Origin of the sequence: Chloracidobacterium validum, from assembly GCF_018304825.1 — a bacterium.
Taxonomy (GTDB): domain Bacteria; phylum Acidobacteriota; class Blastocatellia; order Chloracidobacteriales; family Chloracidobacteriaceae; genus Chloracidobacterium; species Chloracidobacterium validum.
In genome coordinates this window covers 1291619-1314702 of record NZ_CP072648.1, presented here as the reverse complement: position 1 = coordinate 1314702, position 23084 = coordinate 1291619, and the positions used below count along the sequence as shown (strand labels likewise).

General features: G+C 60.6%; 22 protein-coding genes and 1 tRNA gene. 15 read left to right on the top strand and 8 right to left on the bottom strand.

From position 1 onward, the window contains the following. The first annotated feature begins 30 nt into the window (after window positions 1-30). The 11 genes from J8C06_RS05490 to J8C06_RS05440 all read left to right on the top strand — a co-directional run bounded on the left by J8C06_RS05490 (window position 31) and on the right by J8C06_RS05440 (window position 11715). On the top strand, window positions 31-708 hold the full coding sequence (locus J8C06_RS05490; protein ID WP_211429771.1) for a TraB/TrbI/VirB10 family type IV secretion system protein: 678 nt from the start codon (window positions 31-33) through the stop codon (window positions 706-708). Continuing rightward, complete coding sequence (locus tag J8C06_RS05485) at window positions 705-2087, top strand: M16 family metallopeptidase (RefSeq protein WP_211429770.1); 1383 nt, start codon at window positions 705-707, stop codon at window positions 2085-2087. Before J8C06_RS05490 ends, J8C06_RS05485 begins: the two co-directional genes overlap by 4 nt. A gap of 6 nt (window positions 2088-2093) precedes the next feature. Next, window positions 2094-2885: an MBL fold metallo-hydrolase gene (locus J8C06_RS05480; protein WP_211429769.1), complete on the top strand. Its 792-nt coding sequence runs from the start codon at window positions 2094-2096 to the stop codon at window positions 2883-2885. A 9-nt stretch (window positions 2886-2894) separates the two neighbouring features. Then, window positions 2895-3350: an acyl-CoA thioesterase gene (locus tag J8C06_RS05475; RefSeq protein ID WP_211429768.1), complete on the top strand. Its 456-nt coding sequence runs from the start codon at window positions 2895-2897 to the stop codon at window positions 3348-3350. Next, window positions 3347-4708 carry an adenylosuccinate lyase gene (gene purB / locus J8C06_RS05470; RefSeq protein ID WP_211429767.1) on the top strand — a complete coding sequence of 454 codons (1362 nt, stop codon included), beginning with the start codon at window positions 3347-3349 and terminating at the stop codon, window positions 4706-4708. Before J8C06_RS05475 ends, purB begins: the two co-directional genes overlap by 4 nt. Window positions 4709-4805: 97 nt before the next feature. After that, the gene (locus J8C06_RS05465) at window positions 4806-6350 is read left to right on the top strand and encodes a DegQ family serine endoprotease (protein WP_211429766.1); all 1545 of its coding nucleotides are present in this window, start codon (window positions 4806-4808) and stop codon (window positions 6348-6350) included. Between the two features lie 474 nt (window positions 6351-6824). Next, the gene (locus tag J8C06_RS05460; protein ID WP_211429765.1) at window positions 6825-7139 is read left to right on the top strand and encodes a hypothetical protein; all 315 of its coding nucleotides are present in this window, start codon (window positions 6825-6827) and stop codon (window positions 7137-7139) included. A 39-nt stretch (window positions 7140-7178) separates the two neighbouring features. Beyond that, the gene (locus J8C06_RS05455; RefSeq protein WP_211429764.1) at window positions 7179-8708 is read left to right on the top strand and encodes an aldehyde dehydrogenase family protein; all 1530 of its coding nucleotides are present in this window, start codon (window positions 7179-7181) and stop codon (window positions 8706-8708) included. 71 nt (window positions 8709-8779) lie between these two features. Beyond that, on the top strand, window positions 8780-9460 hold the full coding sequence (locus tag J8C06_RS05450) for a dienelactone hydrolase family protein (protein WP_211429763.1): 681 nt from the start codon (window positions 8780-8782) through the stop codon (window positions 9458-9460). 27 nt (window positions 9461-9487) lie between these two features. Then, window positions 9488-9904, top strand: a complete 417-nt coding sequence (locus tag J8C06_RS05445) for a single-stranded DNA-binding protein (protein ID WP_211429762.1) — start codon at window positions 9488-9490, stop codon at window positions 9902-9904. A 128-nt stretch (window positions 9905-10032) separates the two neighbouring features. Then, entirely contained in the window at window positions 10033-11715 is a 1683-nt protein-coding gene (locus tag J8C06_RS05440) for an ArnT family glycosyltransferase (protein ID WP_211429761.1), read from the top strand. Here the strand turns inward: J8C06_RS05440 and J8C06_RS05435 are convergent. Together J8C06_RS05435 and xerD are read right to left on the bottom strand one after the other, a co-directional pair. Continuing rightward, the gene (locus J8C06_RS05435; protein ID WP_211429760.1) at window positions 11683-12699 is read right to left on the bottom strand and encodes a sugar phosphate nucleotidyltransferase; all 1017 of its coding nucleotides are present in this window, start codon (window positions 12697-12699) and stop codon (window positions 11683-11685) included. The two genes, J8C06_RS05440 and J8C06_RS05435, sit on opposite strands and share 33 nt — an antisense overlap. A 287-nt stretch (window positions 12700-12986) precedes the next feature. Then, window positions 12987-13868, bottom strand: coding sequence for a site-specific tyrosine recombinase XerD (gene xerD, locus J8C06_RS05430; protein WP_211429759.1), 882 nt, complete (start codon window positions 13866-13868; stop codon window positions 12987-12989). Between the two features lie 172 nt (window positions 13869-14040). Here xerD and J8C06_RS05425 point away from each other — a divergent pair, with 172 nt between their 5' ends. Further along, window positions 14041-14586: a hypothetical protein gene (locus J8C06_RS05425; protein ID WP_211429758.1), complete on the top strand. Its 546-nt coding sequence runs from the start codon at window positions 14041-14043 to the stop codon at window positions 14584-14586. Window positions 14587-14604: 18 nt separating this feature from the next. On the opposite strand, the gene J8C06_RS05420 is transcribed toward J8C06_RS05425, so the two are convergent. From J8C06_RS05420 to recN, 4 genes are all read right to left on the bottom strand, one after another. Further along, window positions 14605-15456: a ParB/RepB/Spo0J family partition protein gene (locus J8C06_RS05420; RefSeq protein WP_211429757.1), complete on the bottom strand. Its 852-nt coding sequence runs from the start codon at window positions 15454-15456 to the stop codon at window positions 14605-14607. Beyond that, window positions 15449-16249, bottom strand: coding sequence for a ParA family protein (locus tag J8C06_RS05415; protein WP_211429756.1), 801 nt, complete (start codon window positions 16247-16249; stop codon window positions 15449-15451). The genes J8C06_RS05420 and J8C06_RS05415 overlap by 8 nt, the downstream gene beginning before the upstream one ends. A 93-nt stretch (window positions 16250-16342) precedes the next feature. Next, complete coding sequence (locus J8C06_RS05410; RefSeq protein ID WP_211429755.1) at window positions 16343-16837, bottom strand: bifunctional nuclease family protein; 495 nt, start codon at window positions 16835-16837, stop codon at window positions 16343-16345. Between the two features lie 102 nt (window positions 16838-16939). Continuing rightward, window positions 16940-18637, bottom strand: a complete 1698-nt coding sequence (gene recN / locus J8C06_RS05405) for a DNA repair protein RecN (RefSeq protein WP_211429754.1) — start codon at window positions 18635-18637, stop codon at window positions 16940-16942. A gap of 144 nt (window positions 18638-18781) precedes the next feature. On the opposite strand from recN, the gene J8C06_RS05400 reads away from it, so the two are divergent. After that, window positions 18782-19294: a hypothetical protein gene (locus J8C06_RS05400; RefSeq protein WP_211429753.1), complete on the top strand. Its 513-nt coding sequence runs from the start codon at window positions 18782-18784 to the stop codon at window positions 19292-19294. Between the two features lie 96 nt (window positions 19295-19390). Here the strand turns inward: J8C06_RS05400 and J8C06_RS05395 are convergent, their stop codons facing one another. Both J8C06_RS05395 and J8C06_RS05390 read right to left on the bottom strand, forming a co-directional pair. Beyond that, a complete protein-coding gene (locus tag J8C06_RS05395) occupies window positions 19391-21538 on the bottom strand; it encodes a fibronectin type III domain-containing protein (RefSeq protein WP_211429752.1) in 2148 nt (715 codons plus the stop codon). Further along, window positions 21538-22521, bottom strand: a complete 984-nt coding sequence (locus J8C06_RS05390) for a lysophospholipid acyltransferase family protein (RefSeq protein ID WP_211429751.1) — start codon at window positions 22519-22521, stop codon at window positions 21538-21540. The genes J8C06_RS05395 and J8C06_RS05390 overlap by 1 nt, the downstream gene beginning before the upstream one ends. Before the next feature lie 68 nt (window positions 22522-22589). On the opposite strand from J8C06_RS05390, the gene J8C06_RS05385 reads away from it, so the two are divergent. Next, a tRNA-Cys gene (locus J8C06_RS05385) sits at window positions 22590-22664 on the top strand. Window positions 22665-22743: 79 nt separating this feature from the next. After that, window positions 22744-23070, top strand: coding sequence for a hypothetical protein (locus J8C06_RS05380; RefSeq protein WP_211429750.1), 327 nt, complete (start codon window positions 22744-22746; stop codon window positions 23068-23070). The last annotated feature ends 14 nt before the right edge of the window (window positions 23071-23084 follow it).

Sequence of the window (23084 nt, the reverse complement as noted above, 5' to 3'; positions counted from 1 at the left end):
AGTCGCCTTGGTACCAGTTATGCACGGGCAATGGGACTCGCCCTCGGACTGGCGCTGGGCCTGACCGGTGGGAACCTTGTCATCCACGCGCAACAGGACCCACCCACGCGCCCCCGCGCCTATGCCATCACCCCAAACGACCGGATCACGCTCCCGGCCGGCACCCCGCTCACGCTGGAACTCCTGACACCCATCCACACCCGCATCAACAGCCCCGGCGATGAAGTGGTGGCCCAGCTCCGGGAATCGGTGCGCCTCGCCGACGGGACACTGGTTCTGCCGCGCGGCACCGAGGTGCGCGGCACGATCGAGGCCATCAGCCCCGCCAAAATGCCTCAGCGGGCCGCCCGCCTCCAGATGGTTTTTGATGCCGTCACCACCGACCTAGGCCAGCAGCAAATCGCGGCCGTGGTCGTGTCAGTGGATGATATTGGCAATGAAGCCCGCCTCCGGGCCGACCGCGATGGAACGGTCTCCGGCGGGCGCAGCGGCCGCCGGACCGTCCAGAATGCCATCAACGGCGGCTGGCTGGGCGGCATTGGCTCAAGCATCATCATCCTGAGTGGCGGAAGTGGCGCGGCCGCGGCGGGGACGCTGGGCGGCGGCGCGCTGGGCGGCGTCCTGCTGACGCGCGGCAACGACATCCGCCTTCCGCAAGGCACCATCATTCGGCTGACCCTCACGAAACCAACCACCATTGCCCTGTGAAAAAATCCATTCCATCCCGTTCACCCCTCGAGTTCACCCGCAACCCAGCCCCAACCATCCGGCCGCGCCGCCGTGGCCCGAGCCGGATGGTCTTGCCAAGCGGACTTACGCTCATCGTCGAACCCATGGCCCATGTGCGCTCAGTGGCCCTGTCGGTCTGGGGCCGCATCAGCACGCGCCATGAGGCGGCGAACCTGAACGGCATCAGCCATTTTGTCGAGCACATGCTTTTCAAGGGCACCGACCGCCGCGATACCCGCCAGATTGCCATGGAAAGCGACCGCCTCGGCGGACAGATCGAGGCCGCGACCATGATGGAAAGTGTCAACTACCAGATTCAAACCATTGACACCTGCCTGCAACCGGCCCTGGACCTCCTGACCGACCTATTGCTGGCCCCGCGCTTTGACGAAGTGGAATTCATCCGCGAACGCGCCGTCATCCTCGAGGAAATGAAGACGATTGCCGACAGCCCAGAGGAGTTTATCTTCGAGTTGTTCCTGGCAAACTTCTTCCCCGGCCACGCCCTGGGGCGGCCGATTGAAGGCACGCCGCGCACGCTGCGCCGCATGACACCGGATCGCCTGCGGCAGTTTCACCAACTCGCCTACCGTCCCGACCAACTCGTGCTTTCCGTGGCCGGACGGGTTGACACCGACCTCATCCTCGACCATTGCCAATCCGCCATCAACCCGCGCTCTTCCGTTCAACCCCCTGTAAATCAACCATTTGACTCACCTGTCGGCGCGCCGACATTCTGTCTCAATCATGCCGCCGACTTTGAGCAAGCGCACCTCCTGCTTGGACTTCCAGCCCCGGCCATCCAATCGCCAGAGCGTACGGCTTCCACCCTCCTGGCAACGCTTCTGGGCGGAGGGCTGAGTTCACGCCTCTTCCTGCGCATCCGGGAAGAAGCCGGACTCGCCTACCACATTTACGCTGACGCAACAGCCTACCGTGACGCCGGGGTGTTCCTCATTTATGCCGCCGTCGCCCCGCACAACCTCAAGCGGACGGTCAAAGCCATTATCCGTGAACTGGCCGACGTGGCGCAGGGCAACCTGACCGACGATGAAGTCGAGTTGGCCAAGGCCCAACATCTGATGAGCCTGCACTTGGGACACGATGCCAGCAGCGTCCGCGCCAATCAGAATGGATACCAAGAAATCTTTTTTGGACAGATAGTTAGTAAGAAAAACCTAGAGCAGGAGATTAATTCCGTTACCCGCCTGGAGCTGCATGCCCTCGCCCATGATCTTTTCGCCGGACAGACCTGTTCCGGCATTGCCCTGGGCAACCTGGGGCGCTACGGATTGCAACCCGACTGGCTCCATATTCCCCGCCATGTTTCACGTTCAACGGTTCAAGTCATTTCTTGAAATGTCATGCGATTTACCATTCTGGCCAGCGGTAGCGCGGGCAACGCAACCCTAATTGCGTCCGACCGGGCGGCCGTCCTGGTGGATGCCGGCCTTTCCGCCCGTGCGCTCGCGCAGCGCATGACCGACGTTGGCTTCGACCCGGCCCGCCTGACCGCCATTGTCATCACCCACGAGCATGCCGATCATGTCGGCGGCCTCTCGGTGCTGGCGCGTCGCCTGGCCGTGCCGGTCTTCATCGCGCCGGCGACCCGCCAGCAGCTTCGCTTCAAGGAAAAAGACATGGCCGCCATCCGCTGGGCGGACCCACTCACGGCGGAAGCGCCGATCACGATCGGCGATCTCACACTGACACCCATTGCCGTTCCCCACGACGCCGCCGAACCATTTGTCTTCACCGCGCAGGCGGGTGGCGTCAAGCTGGCCGTTGTCACCGACTTAGGTTACATCCCGGCTCACGTCGCCCATCACCTCACCGGCTGCCAGGCGCTTGTCCTGGAAGCCAACCACGACCGTGACATGCTCCAGGCCGGGAACTACCCCTGGGAACTCAAACAGCGCATTGCCGGCCGCCTGGGACACCTGTCAAACGACGCCATGGCGCGCTTCCTGCGCGAAGACTTTGACGGGCAAGCCGCCCATATCATTCTGGCTCACCTCAGCCAGCAGAATAATCACCCCGAGCTGGCGCGTTTAGCCGCGCTCCAATCCCTGGGCGATCGCTACCCGCGCCACGCCTGGACCGAGGTGGTTTCGGTCGCTCCGCCACACGGCTTCGCCAAGTGGCACAGGCTCTAGACCCGACCTATGCTTGACGCTGCCTTTTCCTTCACCTATTCGTTGCGTGTCCGCTGGGCAGAAGTGGACGCCCAGGGCGTTGTCTTCAACGGCCATTACCTGACGTACTTCGACGTCGGCGTGACCGAATACTGGCGCGCAGCCGGACTGACCTACCCGGCAGACTTCACGACGGAAGGCACTGACCTCTTTCTGGTCAAGGCGACAGTTGAGTACCACGCTCCGGCTGGCTTTGATGACTTGATTACCATCGGCGTCCGCTGTGCCCGCCTCGGACGATCAAGCATGACCTATGCCCTAGGCATTTACCGCCAAACAACCTGCCTCACCAGCGGCGAACTCGTGTATGTCAATGCCAATCCGCAGACCCGAACGGCGCTGCCCATCCCGGCGGCGCTGCGGGAACGCCTGAGCCGCTTTGAGGCCCACCGCCTTGCGCCGCCACCCGGAGTCACCGACCGATGATCAAGCGTTACTCCCTGCCCGAGATGACCGCCCTCTGGAGCGATGAGCGCCGCTTCGAGACCTGGCTGGCCGTTGAACTGGCCGTCTGTGAAGTTCACGCCGAGATGGGCGTCATTCCGCCCGAAGCCCTGGCCGAGATTCGTGCCAAGGCGCGCTTTACGGTCGAGCGCATTGCCGACATCGAACAAACCACCCGCCACGATGTCATTGCCTTTACCACGGCGCTAGCCGAGCACATCGGCCCGGCGGCCCGCTACGTCCACTTTGGGCTAACCTCGTCGGATGTGGTAGATACGGCCAACGCCATCCTCATGCGTGAGGCCTGCGATCACTTGCTGCGGCGGCTTGATGCCTTCGCCGAGGCGCTCAGGTTGCGCGCCGAAGAACACAAGCATACGGTCATGATCGGACGCACGCATGGCGTCCACGCCGAACCGACCACCTTTGGTCTGGTGCTGGCGCTCTACTACGCCGACACCCAGCGCAATCGGCAACGACTTCAGCAAGCGCGCCAGACGGTCGCCGTTGGCAAGATTTCCGGCGCTGTCGGCACCTTTGCCCATCTCGACCCGGAAGTTGAAGCGCGCGTCTGTGCGCGCTTGGGACTCCGCCCCGCGCCGATTTCCACCCAGGTCATCCAGCGCGACCGCCATGCCGAACTGCTGACCGTCCTGGCGCTGATTGGCGCCGGCATTGAAAAACTGGCGCTCGAAGTCCGGCACCTTCAGCGAACGGAAGTCCGCGAGGCGCGTGAGTCCTTCGGAGCCGGACAAAAAGGCTCTTCCGCCATGCCCCACAAACGGAATCCGATCACCTCGGAACAACTCTGTGGACTGGCGCGGGTTCTCCGCGCCAATGCCCAGGCGGCGCTCGAAAACATCGCGCTTTGGCACGAACGTGACATTTCCCATTCCAGTGTCGAACGCATCATCCTGCCGGATAGCTGCATTCTGACGGACTACATGATAGCGAAAGCGACCGAACTGGTCGCCGGCCTCGTGGTGGATGCCGACCGCATGCGCGCCAATCTCGAAAGCCTGGGCGGGGTCACCTTTTCCGGCGCACTGCTGCTAGAACTCACCCGCCGCGGGCTGACGCGGGAAGCGGCCTACGCCGTGACGCAGCGCCTGGCCCTGCGCGCCTGGGATACCGGCGACAACTTCGTTGCCCTGGCCAGCCAGGACGCCGAAGTTCAGGCCTATCTCACCCCATCTGAACTCCACCGGCTGTTTGACCTCAACCACCAGCTACGCAATGTGGATGCCATTTTCAAGCGCGTTTTTGCCCCACCGGTCGCGGACGACCTGCCACCTCCGGCTGACCGCCAGGCAGCCGCAAACGACGCGGAACTGTTCTGAGCGGAACTTTTCTGAGTGGCAGTCGTTCGACGAAACGATTTCTACCGGAACACAACTTCAGACAACCTGAAGGAGCGTCAAGGAGAGCTTACGGTCTATGGTTCATTATCAGACGATTGTTGCTACCGACCAACCAGCGCCACCAACCCAGCGCCCAGGCGCTTTCCTAGCCAACTTCCAAGTCAAACCCTGGCTGGCGGCGGGCGCACTCCTGACCACGACCCTGCTTGGGGGCATCGGCGGGGCGATGACGACCCGCTGGCTATCTCCCCCCGACACGCCGCCCTCGCCACCACCTATCACCTCACGCGCCGGAGAGGCGCTCCCGGCAGCCAGCTTCTCATCCATCGTCAAAGCCACCCTCCCGGCCGTCGTCAATATCTCCACCACCCGGACGACTCGCGGCCAGGTTGACCCAGGCTTTGACCTGCCCTTCTTCCCGGACATCTTCGGCCCCGCGCCCCGCCGCCAACCAACCAACAGCCTTGGCTCCGGTGTCGTCGTGAGCGCCGATGGCTACATCCTCACCAACCACCACGTCGTGGACGGGGCTAGCGACATCAAAGCCACCTTCGCCGATGGGCGTGTCCTCAAAGCCAAGCTCATCGGGACCGACCCCAAAACGGATGTTGCCGTCCTCAAAGTTGATGAAAACAACCTGCCCGCCATTCCACTCGGAGATTCAAACCAAGTCGAGGTCGGTGACTTCGCGCTGGCCATCGGCAACCCCTTCGATCTTGGCCAAACTGTCACCTTCGGCATTGTGAGCGCCCTGGGACGCGGCAACCTCGGCATTGAAACGTACGAAGACTTCATTCAAACCGATGCCGCCATCAATCCGGGCAACTCCGGCGGCGCGCTCATCAACCTTCAGGGTCAGCTCATCGGCATCAACACGGCCATCATTGCCCGTGGCGCGCAGGGCAACCAGGGCATCGGCTTTGCCGTTCCGGTCAACATGGCCCGCCTGGTCATGGAGCAGCTCGTGACGAAAGGGCGCGTCGTTCGCGGCTACCTGGGCGTCACGCTACAAGACCTCAACGAAGCCCTGGCCAAGCAGTTTGGGGTCCAGAATCAGCGCGGCGTGGTGATTACCGATGTCGCCCCAGACAGCCCGGCCCGCCAAGCCGGATTGCAACCCGGTGATGTCATCCTCGAATTCAACGGGCAACCAGTCCGTGACCTGCGCACCTTGCGCCTCACCGTTGCCCAAACGCCCCCTGGGACGACGGTAAAACTCAAACTTCTCCGCGACAAAGCCCCACGCGAAGTCAGCGCCAAACTCGACGAACTGCCCGAAGACCAACCGCTTGCCAAAGCGCCAGATGATGATGCCCCACGCGCCAACGCACCAACCGGGAGTGCCCTGGCCGGGGTCACGGTTGGCGACCTCTCGCCAACCCTCCGCAGCCGTCTCAATCTCAGCAGCGGCGTCATCGTCCGCGCCGTGCGGCCCGACAGCGCGGCCGCCGAAGCTGGACTCCAACGCGACGACATCATTCTTCAGGTCAATCAACAGCCCGTGACCAGCCCGGCTGCCTTTGACGCGGCCGTTCGGCAAAGCCAGGGTGAGGTCCTGCTGCGCATCTACCGCGGCGGCGTCAATCTCTTTCTGGTTGTGCCGCGTGGCGGGCGCGACTAGGGACATGCTTGTTTTCCCAGCGAGTCAGACGCGCCCACTGCGCCTGACTCGCTGGCTCAAATGAAGCAAATTCAGTTGCGGGCACGGTACCGGTCAGTCCGCTCTACAAACAGCTACAATCTACGGCAAGCGCCTACGGCAGGCCGAGTTGTATCCACGCTCAATTAGCCCCCTACCTACCAAGACAACGCCCACGCTCTATCCTCCAAACTACGGCCCAGGCTGGCCTGACGACCAACGTCACCAGCTACCGTCTCCAACCCCGCCCCTGATAGATTACAGCAAACGGTGGGCGGCGGTCCTTGACCCTGGGAAGGATTGCGTTCTAGCCGAAATGACAGGGACGGTGTGGCCGTCCTCGACTTCACATAGCCAAAGAAGGGCGCATTGCGCGACAAAGACATGGAACATGGTCTATTGACGTTTCCGCGTCAGGTTCGCTTTTCCAGCTTCCTTTCTTGAGGATGTCAACCTATGACTTTCCGTCTCCAGAGACGCGACGTGTTTTTTGCCGTGGTGGTTGCGCTTGTCATTGCTGGACTGGCCTATCTTTCCAGCACCGGCAAACGTCCGCGGCCGGTCGCTGCTGCCTGCGACGTTTCCCGCCAAAAGCCAGACTTGCCCGTGCGCGAGCGACGTGGGCAATGCCTGAGCTGCCATGACCCCAACCAGGGGGCGGCCATCAGTCACCGCCTACAGCCAACCCATCCCCAAAAGTGGCTCGATGAAAAATTTGCTTGCACAGGCTGCCACGTCATCAGTAAACCCACAGTAGCCAAAGTGCCATAATGCTCGACCAAAACGTTTCAGTGAGGAATCCTACCTTCCATGCCAGCTCAGAAAGCATCGAACAAGAAAGCATCAAAAACGTCACCGGCAACCTACGCCAACTATATCAATGGCGCGTGGGTGGCCGCTCAGAACGGCGAAACCTTCGCCAACCATAACCCAGCCGACGCCCGTGAGGTCGTGGGCTACTTCCCGAACTCGACGGCAGAAGACATTGACGCAGCGGTGGCCGCCGCCGCTGACGCCTATCCCCGGTGGCGACTCGTCCCACCACCCAAGCGCGCCGAATATATCTTCCGCGTCGGTGAAATCCTGATCCGCGACAAAGAAGCCATCTCACGGGACATGACGCGGGAAATGGGCAAGGTTCTCAAGGAAACGCGCGGCGATACCCAGGAAGCCATTGACATGGCGTATTTCGTCGCCGGTGAGGGACGCCGCCTGCACGGACAAACCACCACCTCGGAGCTGACAGACAAGTTCGCCATGACGGTTCGGGACGCCATCGGCGTCTGCGGCCTCATCACGCCCTGGAACTTCCCGATTGCGATCCCATCGTGGAAGATTCTCCCGGCGATCCTCTGTGGCAACACGGTCGTCATCAAGCCGGCCGAAGACACGCCGCTGTCAGTCTATCGTTTCGTCAAAGCGTTCGAGGAAGCCGGACTGCCGCCCGGCGTGGTCAATATGGTTACCGGCTATGGCGAGACGGCCGGGGCTCCGCTGGTCACGCACCCCACCATTCGCCTGGTCTCCTTCACCGGCTCGACTCAAGTAGGTCGCATCATTGCGACCCAGGCTGCGGACAAAGGCAAAAAGTGCAGCCTCGAAATGGGCGGCAAAAATGCCATCCTGGTCATGGATGACGCCAACCTCGACCTGGCCGTTGAGGGCGCGGTCTGGGGCGCGTTCGGCACGGCCGGGCAACGCTGCACGGCCGCGTCACGGCTCATCGTCCACAAAAAAGTCGTCAAAAAGTTTACCCAGATGCTCGTCGAACGCACCAAGGGACTCCGGCTGGGGAACGGTCTCGATCCGGCCACCGATGTCGGACCCGTGGTCAACCAGGACCAGCTCGAACGGGTACTCAACTACATTGCCATCGGACGCACCCAAGACAAGGCCAAACTGCTCTGTGGTGGTGAGCGCATAACCGATGGCGACTTGGCGCACGGCTACTTCATCGCGCCGACGGTCTTTGGTGATGTCGCCCCCAACGCCACCATTGCCCAGGAAGAAATCTTCGGGCCGGTCACGGCCGTCATCCCCTGCCAGGGCTTTGAAGATGCCATCGCCATCGCCAATGGGGTCGGCTATGGGCTATCAGCCTCGATTTACACCGGCGATGTCAACCGGGCCTTTCAGGCCATGCGCGACCTCGAAACCGGGATTTGCTACGTCAACGCCCCAACCATTGGCGCTGAAGTTCACCTCCCGTTTGGCGGCGTCAAGGGCACCGGAAACGGCCACCGCGAAGGCGGACTCCAGGCCCTCGATATTTTCTCGGAATGGAAAACGCTCTACGTTGACTTTAGCGGCCGACTTCAAAAGGCCCAGATCACCGACTAACGCCAGGTGGTTGGGCGTCCACTCACCGGACGCCCAACCACCTGGCGCATTCTCCTACGGAGGCGCATCCCATGGCTGGACAACGGACTGAACTCACGGCGAACAACCTTACGGTAGCGGGCTACCTCAGCGTTCCGGCGACTGGCGGCCCAGGCGTCATCGTGCTGCAAGAGTGGTGGGGACTTGTCCCCCACATCGAAGCCGTGGCCGACCGCTTCGCGGAGGCCGGCTATGTCGCGTTTGCCCCAGACCTCTACGATGGCCAGGCAACGACCTCGCCCGATGAAGCCGGAAAACTCATGATGGCACTCAACATCGGTGAAACCGCAACCAAGCTGCGCGCCGTCGTTCATGCCCTGCTGGCGCACCCGGCCACGGCGGGACACCCCAAGGTCGGTGTCATCGGTTTTTGCATGGGCGGGCAGTTGGCGCTCTACGCCGCTTGTGAAAACCCGGAAATCGGCGCCTGCGTGGACTTCTATGGTATCCACCCCAACGTCAAGCCCAACTTTGCCAACCTGTCCGCCCCGGTTCTCGGTCTCTTCGCGGAAAAAGACGCTTTCGTGACGCCCGAAGCGGTGGCCGGACTCCGCAGCGAGCTGGACCAGCACGGCAAAACCTACGAGTTTGACACCTATCCTGGGACTGACCATGCGTTTTTCAACGATACGCGCCCGGAAGTCTATCACGCCGATGCGGCCTACGATGCCTGGGATCGGGTCCTGCGCTTCTTCCGGGCAAACCTAAGCTAACCACAACCAAGACAAGGGAAAACCACTATGTCCTTCAACAAAATTATCATTTATGGGCACCTCGGCCGCGACCCTGAAATGCGCTACACCCCGCAGGGCGTCCCGGTTTGCACGTTCTCTGTCGCCACCAGTGAGCGCAAGAAAGGCCAGGGCGACAACGAGCCAACCGAAACCACCACCTGGTTTCGGATCACGGCTTGGCGCAACCTTGCCGAAACTGCCAACAAGTTTCTCAAGAAAGGCAGCCCAGTCTATGTCGAAGGTCGGTTGGCAGCCCGTGAGTGGACAGATAACGAAGGCACGAAACGCACCTCGCTTGAAGTGACGGCTACCGAGCTGCACCTCATGGGTAGCCGAAGCGATGGCGAAGGACGCGCCGAGCGCGCAACGAGCGGCGAACCCACGCCGGAAGAAACCGTCAACGACAAGGACGTTCCCTTCTGAAACCTCCTGCCCGACCAACCAACACTGGGCAAACCAACACCGGGCATTGCTTCCGATGATCACCACCGGGACTGGTAACCTGAGTCCGAAGGCGGTGCCTCTGACCAAATGGTCGTCTGATTTGTTCCATGCCTGATCCCCTGTCGCCCATCGCTCGTCCGTCGGTGCGCCAGGTTGCGTTCCTGCTGGTCACCTGTGGCGTTGCTTTTTTTTGGCAGCTTGGCGGGCTAGGACTGCTTGGACCGGACGAACCACGCTATGCCCAAGTCGCCCGTGAAATGTGGCAACGCGGTGACTGGATCACGCCCACGCTCGGCGGGACGACCTGGTTTGAAAAGCCGGCGCTGCTCTACTGGCTCATCGGGCTGACTTGCCAAGTGACCGGCTTCAACGAGTGGGGCGCACGGCTCCCCTCGGCCATCGCCGCGACCCTGACCGTCTTGGCGCTCGGTTGCTTACGTCCAATCCACCTTGGCTGGACGGCCGCCGTCATCACGGCCACCAGCCCGCTCCTGCTTGCCTTTGCTAGGGCAACGACATTTGAAGCCCTTCTGACATTTGCAATTACAAGCTCCATACTCATGTTCTATCTGAGTTTTCGAGCGACGTCCCAAGGGCACTTGAAAACAGCCGCCATCACGCGCTGGCTCGTTTACGTCGCGCTGGGGGTTGGCGTCCTGGCCAAAGGCCTGGTGGGGCTTGTCCTGCCACTCGGCAGCCTGGCGCTCTTCATGCTCTTGACGCCAGACCTCCGGCAACGCCCCTGGCAAGCCTTCTGGCGCTGCCGGCCGGTGCTCGGCGGGTTGATCTTCGCCGGCGTAGCCGGACTCTGGTATGCGCCAGTTATCGCACAGCATGGGTGGGCATTCATCGAAGAGTTCTTTATCGCCCATCACCTTCAGCGGTTTACGTCCAATCGGTTTCGTCATCCCGGCCCGCCTTACTATTATGTGCCAATCGTTCTGGCCGGGATCATCCCCTGGACGCCGTTCTGGCTTGTCGGAGTCTACCGTGCCATCTCTGATGGTTTGACTAAACCAAATCCAGAAAAAGCTTCAATGACAGACAGTCAACTACTGATTCGGCTTGCATTATGCGCTTTTCTGTTTCCTCTCCTTTTCTTCAGCATCTCCGGCTCGAAGCTTCCCGGATACATTCTGCCGGCCATCCCCTTTGCCGGCATCCTTGCGGCCCATGGCTTGTGGAGCCTGTCCACAAAAACCCGCCTTCCGTGGCTCTTGCTTGCCAGCCTCAGTCAAATAATTCTTTATGTAGTTTTCCAAATTGCCATTCATAAAAACTTTCCAGAAAAAGACTTAGATACATGGCATCTCTTGCTTGGGGGATGGCTCATCACCGCCTTTGGCATCAGCGCAATGTATGCGGACGAGCCGTCGCAGGCCACGGTCCGGCTGGCGGGCGTCAGCCTTGGGATGGTCCTCTGGCTAACGACATACTTCCCGGTCATCGAGGGACGGTTCTCAACCAAGCCACTGGCAACGATCATTGCCCGCGAGGCGCGCCCCGGCGAGATTGTCGCGTTCTTTCGCTGCCGGGAGTACGCGCCGGTTTTCTACAACCCAGGGCACACCACCTGCTGCGACGCAGCCCGCGAGCCTAATCAACTTCCCGACCCGGCCGCGGTCGAAGCCGAAGTCCGCAAGCGAGGCGGCTTGCTGGTCATTTTTCCACAGCGTGAGTTGGCAGCCTTGCAATCCGCGGCCTACACACTCAGGCCGCTGGGAACGGCGGGACGGTTTACCCTCGCCCGCCTCGTCTCAACCCAGGCGGGAGAAATCGGTCACGACTGACTTGTCGCCGACGATAGCGTCGCGGAGGACACAGTGCGAACCGATGTGAACGCCGCGCCCAACAATGGACGACGACAGGCGCGAGCCTTCCGCAATCCGTGAGCCGGCCAAAACCACACTGTCCACCACACTGACGCCATCCTCCAGGTAGCAGTTTGCCCCAACCACGGAACGAATCACCGACACGCCAGATTTGAGCGTCGCCTCGGCATCAACCAGTGAACCATCAGCGGTGAGAGACGGCGATGATTCCGGTGGATAGCGGCGCAGTCTCCCGTGGAGCACGTCGGCGTTGGCTTGGCGATACCGCTCTGGCGTGCCGATATCAAGCCAGTAAGCGTTGGTCACTTCTCCGTACAGCGCCAGCCCCGAAGCGAGTAGGCGGGGAAACAGATCATACTCAAATGAATACTCACGTCCATCTGGGATGAGATCGATCACTTCGGGTTCAAGCAAGTAGATACCGGCATTGATGGATGAGGCACTCGTCACGCCCGGCGCGGGCTTTTCATAGAACTGGCGGATGCGCTGCTCGGCATCCAGCTCGACCACGCCATAGGCGCTTGGATCCGCCACATTCACCAAAACCAGTGTCGCGGCCGCGCGCCGCGCGCGGTGACGATCGAGCAGTGGACGCAAGTCAATATCGGTCAGAATATCGCCATTGAAGACCACCAGCGTCCCGGTGACGCGCGACCTGATGTTGCGCATGGCACCAGCGGTGCCGAGCGGGTGCGGCTCGACGATAGGGCGGATCGTGATGCCACCTAGTTCTTCGTGCGTCAGGGTTTCTTCAATCTTGCGGGGCTGATAGGACAAGCTCAACAGGACTTCCAGGGTTCCATCCACGTTCAGCGGACGGAGCAGGTCGAGTTGATAGTAAATAAACGCCCGATTGGCGATGGGGACGATGGGCTTGGGGGTGTGCAGCGTCAGTGGTCGCAAGCGCGTTCCCTTGCCGCCGGCTAAAATCAGAATCTGCATCGGCTTCTTCCTTGGTAAGAATCAAATTGTGACGCGCCCAGAAACAAAGTACATTGGGAATGCGTCCACCGAATCACCAGATGTGAGACGAGGCCCGCTATGTGGAACGTCTTTGGTCAAATTCTCTCCGTCCTTGGCTTTTTTATCCTCACCGTCGGCGCGCTCTTTGGCATCGCCTATGTGTCGCACCTGCTTTCACGGGGACAATAGCCACCTAGTCAGTCCGAACCCAGCCAGTTATGCCCTTTCATACGCCAGGGTCGGCAAGCCTGTGGGCATCGCTTGGCTCAGTGGCGTGGGTGAAACTTTCGGTAGGTCTCTCGGAGACGCTCCGATGTGACATGGGTGTAGATTTGGGTCGTGGCTAGGTCGGCATGCCCAAGCAACATCTGCACGGAACGCAGGTCCGCGCCACGCTCCAGGAGGTGTGTCGCAAAGGTGTGTCGGATCATGTGTGGCGTGATCGCTCCCAGCCCGGCCTGTTGCCCGTATTCAGAAACCATTTTCCAGCAAAGCTGGCGCGTGAGCGGTTTGCCGCGCGACGTGACAAATAGATAGAGGTTGTCACGGTCGGTTTGCCGCGCGGCGCGGAACTGCAAATAGCGGGTGAGCGCCGCCAAGGCAGAGCGTCCAATCGGGACTTGGCGCTCCTTGCTGCCCTTTCCCAAGCAGGTCAAGTAACCGACATCCCGGTTCACGTCGCCGATCTTCAAGCTGCACAGTTCAGAGACTCGCAGACCCGTGGCGTACAGCAGCTCCAGTATTGCCCGGTCGCGCGCGCCGGTTTCAGTCGTAATGTCAGCCTGTTGAAAGAGCTTCTCGATTTCTTCTGGCGTGAGAAATTTCGGCAGGGTTTGCCAACTCTTTGGCTGCGCGAGCGCCACCGTCGGGTCTGTCTTGCGATGACCATCTAGCACCAAAAACTTGTAAAAGTTCCGCACCACGACGAGCGCCCGTTCGACTGAACGGGCGTCAAGCCCGGCTTTGAACAGCGACTCGACAAAGGCGGCCACATCCTTCCGCTCCAGTGTCAGTACCTCTTTCTGCTGCTCGGTGGCAAAGCGCGCGAGCTTGGCCAGGTCGCGCCCATAAGCGTCAAGCGTGTTCGCCGACAGCCCGCGCTCAACCCGTAAGTAAGACAAAAATTCCTTGACGATATCCCGTGCCATACGCCGTCCCTTGGATGAGTTGCCCCTTCCTCGATAGTTGCGGTTTAATTGGTTTAGCCGTGGCAGTCATCAGATGAGGCGGTCAACGGATACCTCACCTCTGGCGACGGCTTCCACCGACGCTTGCCACCGGTAGCCCTGCCTAGTTAATCGTTATCAGATGCACCTGACCATGATCAAAGTCGAGAATCGCGCAACCTACAAAACGAAACTCAACCTGGAAGAGCTTGTCCAAACCACCTTTGCGGCCCTGCCCCGCAACCACACCGCCGGGGTTACTCGCGTCGTCTTCGTGGATCGCATCCTCGACCGCAACGTGCCGGCTGATAAGCGCGACAAGCTACCGTTGCTTTACCACCCCAAAACACCAGTTTCCGGGGCCTGGTTTGAAATCGCGCTCGGCCCTCTCACGGATCAAAAGGGCTGGTGGCAACGCTTTGTTGCCCGGCGCACCCTGCGGGTCAACCTGACCCATACGCTTCTCGCCCTGATGGGGCAACACTACCACCTCAATTTTTCCCACGGCCGGAAAAAAACTGAATATGAGCCGGCCATCCGGGAATACATCCGCAAGGGATTGGAAGCGCTCCGCGAACAGGACAACAGCTTTCGCATGCGGCTGATGCGCCCGCTGCTCCCCTACCTCGATCGCTTTGCCCGCTGGCTGGCCCGCCAACAACGCAAAGCGCTTCAAGCGCGCGCCAAACGGGCGAAGTAGCCACGGGCAGGGAGCGCGCTAACTCCCGCTCGAAGCGTCGGGACGCTCCGTTGCCAGTTCTTGCTCCAACTCAGCGACGACGCGCTTGAGCGCCGCCACCACTTGTGACTTGTCAACGTCTGACTTGCGAAACTTCAAGTCGAGCGTGAACGTGCGTGACGGCTCCTGAAAACGAAACTTGAAGGGCGCGGCTCGCTTGCCCGACTTCGTGGTTTGGCGCACGGCATCGCGCGTGAGTCCAAGCTGGCGAATGCGGGCAATCAACGCCCGCCGCTCTTCATCCGATGGACGGCGCACGATCTGCAGAAGCGTGGACTTCGAGGTAATGCCAGCCTGCCGACACAACTCCCGGATTTCGGGCGACAGGCTCCCAATCGTCAGTGACTCCGTAATGCTGGACCGCGACTTGCCAAGCTTGCGCGCCATTTCCTCGTGCGTGTAGCTGAACCGCTCGGCCAGCGCCGTCAGCCCCTCGGCCTCCTCAAAGGGCGTGAGGTCCTTGCGCTGAAGGTTCTCGATCAGGGCAATCTCGGCCACGGCCCGGTCATCAACATCCATCTCGATGCAGGGCAGCTCGCGCAACCCGGCCAGCAAGCTGGCTCGATACCGGCGCTCACCGGAAATAATCATAAACCGCCCGCCAACCTCAGCCGGACGCACCAGCAACGGTTCCAGAACGCCCTTTTCCCGGATGGAGTTGGTCAACTCTTCCAAGTCGCCAAACTCGATGCGCGGCTGCGCCGGATTCGGCTCAAGTCGGTCAATTGGAATCATGCGCCCAATGGGTGCGCCCGTGCGCGTCCACAGGTCTTCGACGTAATGAGACTCATGGCGCATGCGCACCGTAGCCGGCAATCCCCGCTTAGACACGACGCAATACCTCCTCACAGAGCTTGGCGTACTCAACCGCGCCACTCGACTGGGGCGCGAACGTAAAAATGGACTCACGGTACGCCGGGCTTTCCTCGAGCCGCACCGATTTGGAAATCACGGTTTCAAATACCTTGTCGCCAAACACTTCGTATATCTGCCGATAAATATCCCGGGCCAGCGCCGTCCGCTTGTCATGAAGCGTAATGACAACGCCCAGCACCTGCAAGTTCGGATTCGGGCGCGCCTTGACCTTGTCAATCGTCTCCAGCAGGTCGTCCGTCCCTTCCATGGCAAAGTACGATGACTGGATCGGGATGAGCACGTGCGAAGCAGCCACTAATGCATTGACCGTGATCAGCCCTAGGGTGGGGGGCGTGTCAATGATGATGGCATCATAGGTTTTCCGCAGTGGCTCAAGCCGATCCTTGAGGCGATACGGGGCGTCAAACTCGCCCACCAATCGGGATTCGAGCTTTGCCAGACTGATCCGCGCCGGGAGCAGGTCCAGACCTGGCACGGGGCTGGGCTGCACCACGCTCAATGGGTCAAGCTTGACATCCGTGAGAACGTCATAGGCAGACAGCCCAGCCGACTCATAAGGCAGGTAAGAAAGCGTGCTATTCGCCTGTGGGTCGAGGTCCAGTAGGAGCGTTCGCCGCCCACGAATCGCCAGCCCAGCCGCCAGGTTGATGGAAGTTGTCGTCTTTCCAACGCCCCCTTTTTGATTGGCGACGGCAATAACCAGACAAGTATCCAATCGTCGCGGGTGATGTCCGTTTCCCGTACCCATGGCTCCCCTTGCTCAAAAGTCCCTGGCGGCTAAGTTGACAGCAGCCGAAACGTAGCGCGAGCGTCCCCAGCTCGCCCAACCGGGGGTCACGCCCTAGCTGCGGCCAATGTCGGATTCGTCAATTTCGTCGGGCCAGTCAAATTCGAGGTCGTCCGTTTTCTCAACCGATTCACCATCCGAACGCTCGACCAGCACGGAGGTTGAGCTTTCCAGAACCGACTCGTGAACAAAGATCGGGGCGTCAACCCGAAGCGCCAGCGCAATGGCATCGCTCGGACGCGCATCAAGAAAGATCATCTTGCCAGCGATTTCAAGCTCAATCACAGCAAAGAACGTGTTGTTGCGCAGCTCGGTCACAACCACCCGCCGCACCCGGCCGTCCATCTGGAGAATCAGGTTGCGTAGCAAGTCATGCGTCATAGGACGCGGCGGCGCCATCTTCTCAATTTCAAAGGCAATCGCGTTGGCTTCAAAGGGTCCAACCCAAATCGGAAGCAACTGATCGCCGTCCACCTCCTTGAGCACGACAATCGGGGTATTCGCGGCTGGATCAATCATCAACCCCCGGATTTTCATTTCACGCTCCATAGGACCGACCCTCCCCATAAAGTCTTAATCTAAACCAGATCGCGGATGCATCGAAAAGCAGCCCACTTAAACAATACAAAACCTTTGAAATCAAAGATTAACCTATGTTGTCGGCGCGCCGACAGCGCCTTCTGACGCCAATAGGTCACGCGCAGCGCGGCGGGCTGAATCGGTGACCACAGCCCCGCCAATAATTCGCGCCAACTCCTCAACCCGCTCCCTGGCATCCAATAACGTAATCTCCGCGCGTGTCCGTCCGTCCACGATGCTTTTCTCGACCCGCAGATGCGTCGTGGCAAAACGCGCCACCTGGGCCTGATGCGTAATACATAACACTTGCTGCCGCTCGGCCAATCGCCGCAACCTGACACCGACTGCCTCCGCAACCCGCCCACTAATGCCAACGTCCACTTCGTCAAACACCATCGTACGCGGAATATCCGTTGGCGCAAGGATAGATTTTACACCGAGCATCATCCGCGCCAACTCGCCGCCAGAGGCAACCTTGGATAGCGGGCGGGGTGGCTCGCCAGGGTTCGAGGTAAACAAAAACTCCACCGCTTCCAGCCCGGATGCTTCCCAAGTCTCAGGGGCATCTACGTGGCGCTCGTCAAACGCTACCACCAACCGCGCCTGTGGTAGGGCTAACGCATGGAGTTCCTGTTCGAGCGCCGCTTCAAAGCGCCGCGCCGCAGCTTGTCGCGCCGACCGAAGCGCGAGCGCCGAACGCTGATACGCTTGTGCGGCAGCCTCGACCGCCGCAGTCAGGCGGCGCACGTCCGCGTCGTAGTTTTCGATATTCGCCAGTTCATGCTGAATTTGGTCGAACGTGGCCAGAACCTGAGCGAGCGTCCCGCCATACTTGCGCTTGAGCTGGTCGAGAGCATCCAGGCGCGCTTCGACTTCACGAAGCCGCTCTGGTGAAACGACCAGCGCATCGGCGTAATCGCGCAGCGCAAAGGCGGCTTCCTCAATCCCGTACCGCGCAGCTTCCAAGGTAGCTACAGTATCGGCCAGCGCCGGGTCATCGGCCGCTAAATCCTCAACCCGCCGTAGCGCCTGCGCCACCAAGTCCAGCGCTGACGCCTCGCGCTCATAAAGCAAGTCATAACTGCCCGCCGCCAGCGCCAACAACCGTTCCGCATTGGACAGCCGCATCCGTTCACGCCGCAAGTCCTCATCCTCACCAGCCTGCGGGGCGACTCGTTCAATGTCGGCGCGCTGAAAATTGAGCATGTCCAGTCGCTGTAACCGACTTGCCTCGTCCCGCTTGAGCTGGTCGAGGTCGCGCCGTGCGGTTTGCCAAGCCGAAAACGCTGTGGCCGTGGCGTCGGACAGCGCCACATGCTGACCAAATGCATCGAGCACACCAGCATGCGCCGATGGAAACATCAGTGTCTGCTGATCCCCTTGCCCGTGAATGTCCACCAAGTATGGACGCAGCGCCCGGACAGTCGCCACCGAGCAAAGCTGATCGTTGATGAAAAGGCGTCCCTTGCCGCTCGCGGCAACCTCCCGCCGAATCAGCAACTCGTCCCCGGCCTCGATGTCGGCTTCCGACAGGATGCGCGCCACCGCTGGGTGCGCAGGGCAATCAAACAACGCCTCGACCACAGCCCGTGACTCACCGGCGCGAATGATGTCGGCCGTCGCGCGCCCCCCGACCGCCAGCGCCAAAGCATCCACCACAAGTGACTTCCCGGCCCCGGTCTCGCCGGTTACGATAGTCAATCCAGCGTCAAACGCCACCCGTTGCCGATGCACGACAGCAATGTTTTCGATGTTGAGTAGCCTGAGCATGCGCCAGCGCCAAGAGCAAAACCAATCAACGGCAAATCACGAACGGGCGATTCGCTGCGCCGGCGCCCAACGTCACCGGTCCGTTTCGCAGCTTAGGGTGAGCCGCCTGGTTCGGTAGCCACCACGAACCCAAGGGAGATACCCATGCCGATACTACGGAGTCTGACACAAGAGTACAAGCAACTCCTGACCGAGGGTCAAGCTTACCTGGCCGACCTTCCTGAAACAGCTTTGTATTGGCGACCACCGCTTCCCTACCACGACTTCAACAACCGGTCTGGTGGGGAGTGGTTCATCGCCATGGCGGGCGGCATCGAATATGTCGTCAACGGCATTTTATCCAACTACTGGGACCACCCGGCAGAATGGACCATGCGCGAAACGCTCTCCACCCCAACCCGCTTGGGCGACTACCTCAGTGACGTTATCAGTCTCACGTCAAAACTAGAAACCGCCCTCACGGATGACGACCTCGCCAAAATCATCTACCTCCCCAATCCCCGCCAAACCACCATCGGGACACTCCTCGTCGAACGGCTGGCGCTGGCGGCCCAGCACTACGGTCAAGCCCTGGCCACCTGGCGGGCGTTTCTGAGTCAGCCGACACTCCCAGATGCCCTATCACCCGAATCAAGCTCCACCTCGAGACCAACCTGAGAACCCGCACCGTGCGGAAAACGACCCAGATGCGCCTGACATACGAGAACCTATTTGGGAACGGTACTGCCTTTTCACCTTCACCGGCCCCCCGTTCTACGGTTTGATGGCTAAGATAAACTTTTCGCTCGTCGTTTGCAGGGCCGCGTCCAAAACCCGGATAGACACGAGATACTCACCCGGAAGAAGCTGCCGATAAGTCAATGTAAAAGTTTCACTAGCCGAGTCTAAAACCAAGTCGTCTGGATAGATAAGCTCCCAGTCTCCGCCATTGAAGGCCACCTCGACCGATTTGAGCGGAAAGGCAGCCGCCAAAATCTCAACTTTCAGTTTCGATTCCTTTTCGGAAATAACTGAAGGAAGGAAAGTTATTTTTGGCAAGCGATTGTTAATAATCACCGGGCCAAGGAGCTGTGTGGATGTTAGCGCCAACGCCGTGGGGTTAGATGCGCTGTCACTGACCTCTAGCTGAAACTCATAGGTTCCGTCCGGCAGCAGTTCGGGTGTAATGACAAAAAATGGATTGCGTAGCTTTTCAGCCAACGGTTTCCAGTTCGTTTGCCCACGCAGCCGATAGGCCAGCCGGTAGGTCAGGGTGTCGCCGTTTTTGTCTTCCGCCTGCCACTGAAGCGTTCGCGCGCCGCGCTGGAAAACCTTGCGGGGAGGCTGGTTGGCAATGATGCCGAACTGGAGCGGGTCCAGCCCAGAGGTCACCAGACTTGGATCAGGCGGCGGCATGACGGCTTCCTGCAAAGCAACCCCCACCGGCAGCACGCTGAATGACGTAATCACCGGCGGCAGGTTTTTAGGCAAGTAGGCAATGCGCACGGCCGTCACTTCCGCCCCTTTCTTCAACCGTATTCGCCACTGAAGAAAACGAGCCTTGGGACTCCGAATCATCCCCCCAGGCGACGGTGTTTCCGCCGACCAATCGCTCCACAGCGAACTTGGCGACTGGGTGTTTCCGGTTCGTGTCTGAAAGACGACATCTCCTTTGCTTTCAAGGTAACAGTATCCCCAAGCTTCAACCAGTGCCTTAGCATCTTGCACCGCCGAGGTAAACACGCCTTCGTTTTGATTTTCGGGGCCAAGGCGGTAGAGTTTGGCCAACCCACTCGTCACGACATACAGCGCGTCATTCGCCCCAACACTGGCCGCCGCAACGCGCTCCTCGTCAACCGTCCCAAAGAGCGAGGCCTGACCATCGGGCGTGATGAAAAATAACCGCCCTTGCCCACCTGACGCGCCACTGCCCAAGCCAACCAGAACGCCAGCTTGCCAGCGCACCAGCACCGTTGCCGTATCGCCGGTCGTCCAGATGGGGGCCTGCCGTCCATCGCTCCCAAGCCGATACAGGGTCGTTCCCCCGGAGGCCGGGCGCAGCGGCGGACTCGCGCCACCTTCCCCGTCACCGGTGGTCACATCGGCCGACGTGACCGGGCTACTGGTGGCTGCCGCCGGTTTGCCATCGCCGATGCCGAGCGCGAGAACCGTGCCATCGGCCAGTTGCGCAAGTTGGCGAATCTCACGCGATGGAGCGTCAAACACGGCCGTTACCGTTTTATCCGGCGCCATGCGGATGACCAATCCTCCGGGATCGGTGCCGGCCCAAATCGCGCCATCCTGTGCCACCAGGAGACTGGTGATGTTTGACTCATCGGTGGTAAACAGCGCCCGCGCCGCCATCTCTCCGCGAACAAGGGCAAAAACGCCGGCTTTCGCCCCCGTTGCGTACACCAGCGTTCCATCGGCCAAGCACTCCAGCGCCCAGATATATTTTTCCGGTGGGTCGTAAGCCACCCGTGCGCTGCCGCCGGTGAGTTGATAAATCTTTCCATCCGGCGAGGTTGCGGCAAATACCGTACCCTTTCCGTCGGTGGCCAGGGCGGTGACATCCAGTTCTTCAAAGTCAGCCACGAGTGTCATCGTTCCGTTTGTGGCAACCTTGAACAGTTTGCCGTCGTGACCGGTTCCGATATAGACATCCTGGCCCACCAGCAGGCTACAGAGGGCAAAGGGCTGTTGGGTATCGCCCAGGAGTTGCGGGGTGGGTACGACGCGCAAAATACCATTATCAGACACAGATAACCCAACGAGGCGACCACTGAGGTAGTCTTCCTTCCGCGCGGCTTCCCAAAAGGCAGCCCCCTCGGCGCGCGCCGGCAGCGCCCCCAGGCTCCATAGCCAGAACAAGGCAGCCGCCACGTTCACACAGAACCAGGCAGTGTTTTTTTGTTTCAACATCAATCACGTCCTAACGTCGCAAAAGTAGCGCCATCCGGAACCGCCGTCGGGTTGACGGCGCTTGCCGGTTGGCTTTTCCAGCGGCGATGAATCCATAGCCACTGATCAGGATAACGCCGCACCACGGCTTCCCAGCGGCGCGTCAAGCGGGCGGTGTTTTCCGCAATGTCGTGGGCTTCGTCGGTCGTTCGCGCCAAATCAACCGGCGGCTCAAAAATCAACCGATGCCGCGCCCGCCGGGCGTCCCAGACCATGTAGCCTGGAATGACGACGGCGCCGGTTCGCCGCGCCAGCCGCGCCACCAGCGGCGACGTGCAGGCCGGACGGCCAAAAAACGGACAAAAGATGCCGTGCTGTGGCTGGACGTTGACATCGGCCAGGATGCCGACCGTCTCACCGCGCCGCAAGCCGGCCACCAGCGACCGTAGATCACGGTGCTTTGAAAGTATCCGATTGCCACTCCTGGTGCGATAGTGACGCACCAGGGCGTCAATCCGCGGGTTGTCAATCGGGCGCACCAAGACCGTCAGGGGATGACCATAAAGCGCATGGGCATAGGCGCTCAACTCCCACGCCCCCAGGTGTCCGGTAAAGAAAATGACGCCGCGCCCCTGGGCGCGCGCGGCCGCGAAATGCTCAAAGCCTTCATACTCGACCAGTTCGGCGATGTTCCCGGCATGGAGCTTGGGAAGCTGGGAAAACTCGCCGAACAGCCGCCCTAGGTTTGCAATGCACCCCCAGAGCAAGCGCGTCCGGGCCGGCTCTGGGAGTTCCGGGAAGGCTAGCGCCAGATTGTCCTGGCCGACCCGCCGCAACCGCGGACTGACGAGCGCCAGTAGCCCCGCCACCAGGATGCCAAACCGACAGGCCCACCGGCGCGGAAGCCAGCCGGCCCCCCGCACCAACGCACCAACACAGGCGCCTTCAGCCCACTGACGAACAGCCGAAGACAGATTGACAGGCGAAGACTCGGTCGCTAGCATCCCTTGTCCGGTGTGAGCCACGTTGTCGCGGCGGTCGTTGTCGCGCAGCTCAGGCCACGCTTACGCTCGGTGGCGTAGCCAAGTGGTAAGGCGCGGGTCTGCAAAACCCTTATTCGTCGGTTCGATTCCGACCGCCACCTCCAGTTTCCTTGACCTCGGTCGTTTCCGTCATGCCCCCTCACGGCATCGATCAGCATTTTATCAGTCATTGGAACGTTCGCCATGGCGTCTGATCTCTTTGTTGGCACGTCCTGCACGTTGATTATTACCGTCATGTTACTGGCATTGGCCCGTATTTCGGCGGTTCGCGTCAAGAAGGGCGCCAGCCTGTACCGGGCCTCGATTCAGCCGCTGCTCTTCATGTCGGCTGTGCTGTTCCTGCTCTATCTGATCAACTTGGGACTGATTCATCTTTTGATGGCAGCCGGGGTTCGCGGTGATATGGCCTTGTATGCGGCGCTTCTCCTGGATGACATGCTTGCCTGCACATTTCTGCTCACAATGTTTCGCCGTAATGCCTTACGCCAGTCGGCCAGGACGCTCGAATAAGAAGTAACACCCCC

What these genes read in the sequence shown, in the direction of transcription:
- J8C06_RS05490 (WP_211429771.1), top strand. Translation starts at nt 31, where the DNA reads ATGGGACTCGCCCTCGGACTGGCGCTGGGCCTGACCGGTGGGAACCTT.
- J8C06_RS05480 (WP_211429769.1), top strand. Translation starts at nt 2,094, where the DNA reads ATGCGATTTACCATTCTGGCCAGCGGTAGCGCGGGCAACGCAACCCTA.
- J8C06_RS05475 (WP_211429768.1), top strand. Translation starts at nt 2,895, where the DNA reads ATGCTTGACGCTGCCTTTTCCTTCACCTATTCGTTGCGTGTCCGCTGG.
- purB (WP_211429767.1), top strand. Translation starts at nt 3,347, where the DNA reads ATGATCAAGCGTTACTCCCTGCCCGAGATGACCGCCCTCTGGAGCGAT.
- J8C06_RS05465 (WP_211429766.1), top strand. Translation starts at nt 4,806, where the DNA reads ATGGTTCATTATCAGACGATTGTTGCTACCGACCAACCAGCGCCACCA.
- J8C06_RS05460 (WP_211429765.1), top strand. Translation starts at nt 6,825, where the DNA reads ATGACTTTCCGTCTCCAGAGACGCGACGTGTTTTTTGCCGTGGTGGTT.
- J8C06_RS05455 (WP_211429764.1), top strand. Translation starts at nt 7,179, where the DNA reads ATGCCAGCTCAGAAAGCATCGAACAAGAAAGCATCAAAAACGTCACCG.
- J8C06_RS05450 (WP_211429763.1), top strand. Translation starts at nt 8,780, where the DNA reads ATGGCTGGACAACGGACTGAACTCACGGCGAACAACCTTACGGTAGCG.
- J8C06_RS05445 (WP_211429762.1), top strand. Translation starts at nt 9,488, where the DNA reads ATGTCCTTCAACAAAATTATCATTTATGGGCACCTCGGCCGCGACCCT.
- J8C06_RS05440 (WP_211429761.1), top strand. Translation starts at nt 10,033, where the DNA reads ATGCCTGATCCCCTGTCGCCCATCGCTCGTCCGTCGGTGCGCCAGGTT.
- J8C06_RS05435 (WP_211429760.1), bottom strand. Translation starts at nt 12,699, where the DNA reads ATGCAGATTCTGATTTTAGCCGGCGGCAAGGGAACGCGCTTGCGACCA.
- xerD (WP_211429759.1), bottom strand. Translation starts at nt 13,868, where the DNA reads ATGGCACGGGATATCGTCAAGGAATTTTTGTCTTACTTACGGGTTGAG.
- J8C06_RS05425 (WP_211429758.1), top strand. Translation starts at nt 14,041, where the DNA reads ATGATCAAAGTCGAGAATCGCGCAACCTACAAAACGAAACTCAACCTG.
- J8C06_RS05415 (WP_211429756.1), bottom strand. Translation starts at nt 16,249, where the DNA reads ATGGGTACGGGAAACGGACATCACCCGCGACGATTGGATACTTGTCTG.
- J8C06_RS05410 (WP_211429755.1), bottom strand. Translation starts at nt 16,837, where the DNA reads ATGGAGCGTGAAATGAAAATCCGGGGGTTGATGATTGATCCAGCCGCG.
- recN (WP_211429754.1), bottom strand. Translation starts at nt 18,637, where the DNA reads ATGCTCAGGCTACTCAACATCGAAAACATTGCTGTCGTGCATCGGCAA.
- J8C06_RS05400 (WP_211429753.1), top strand. Translation starts at nt 18,782, where the DNA reads ATGCCGATACTACGGAGTCTGACACAAGAGTACAAGCAACTCCTGACC.
- J8C06_RS05395 (WP_211429752.1), bottom strand. Translation starts at nt 21,538, where the DNA reads ATGTTGAAACAAAAAAACACTGCCTGGTTCTGTGTGAACGTGGCGGCT.
- J8C06_RS05390 (WP_211429751.1), bottom strand. Translation starts at nt 22,521, where the DNA reads ATGCTAGCGACCGAGTCTTCGCCTGTCAATCTGTCTTCGGCTGTTCGT.
- J8C06_RS05380 (WP_211429750.1), top strand. Translation starts at nt 22,744, where the DNA reads ATGGCGTCTGATCTCTTTGTTGGCACGTCCTGCACGTTGATTATTACC.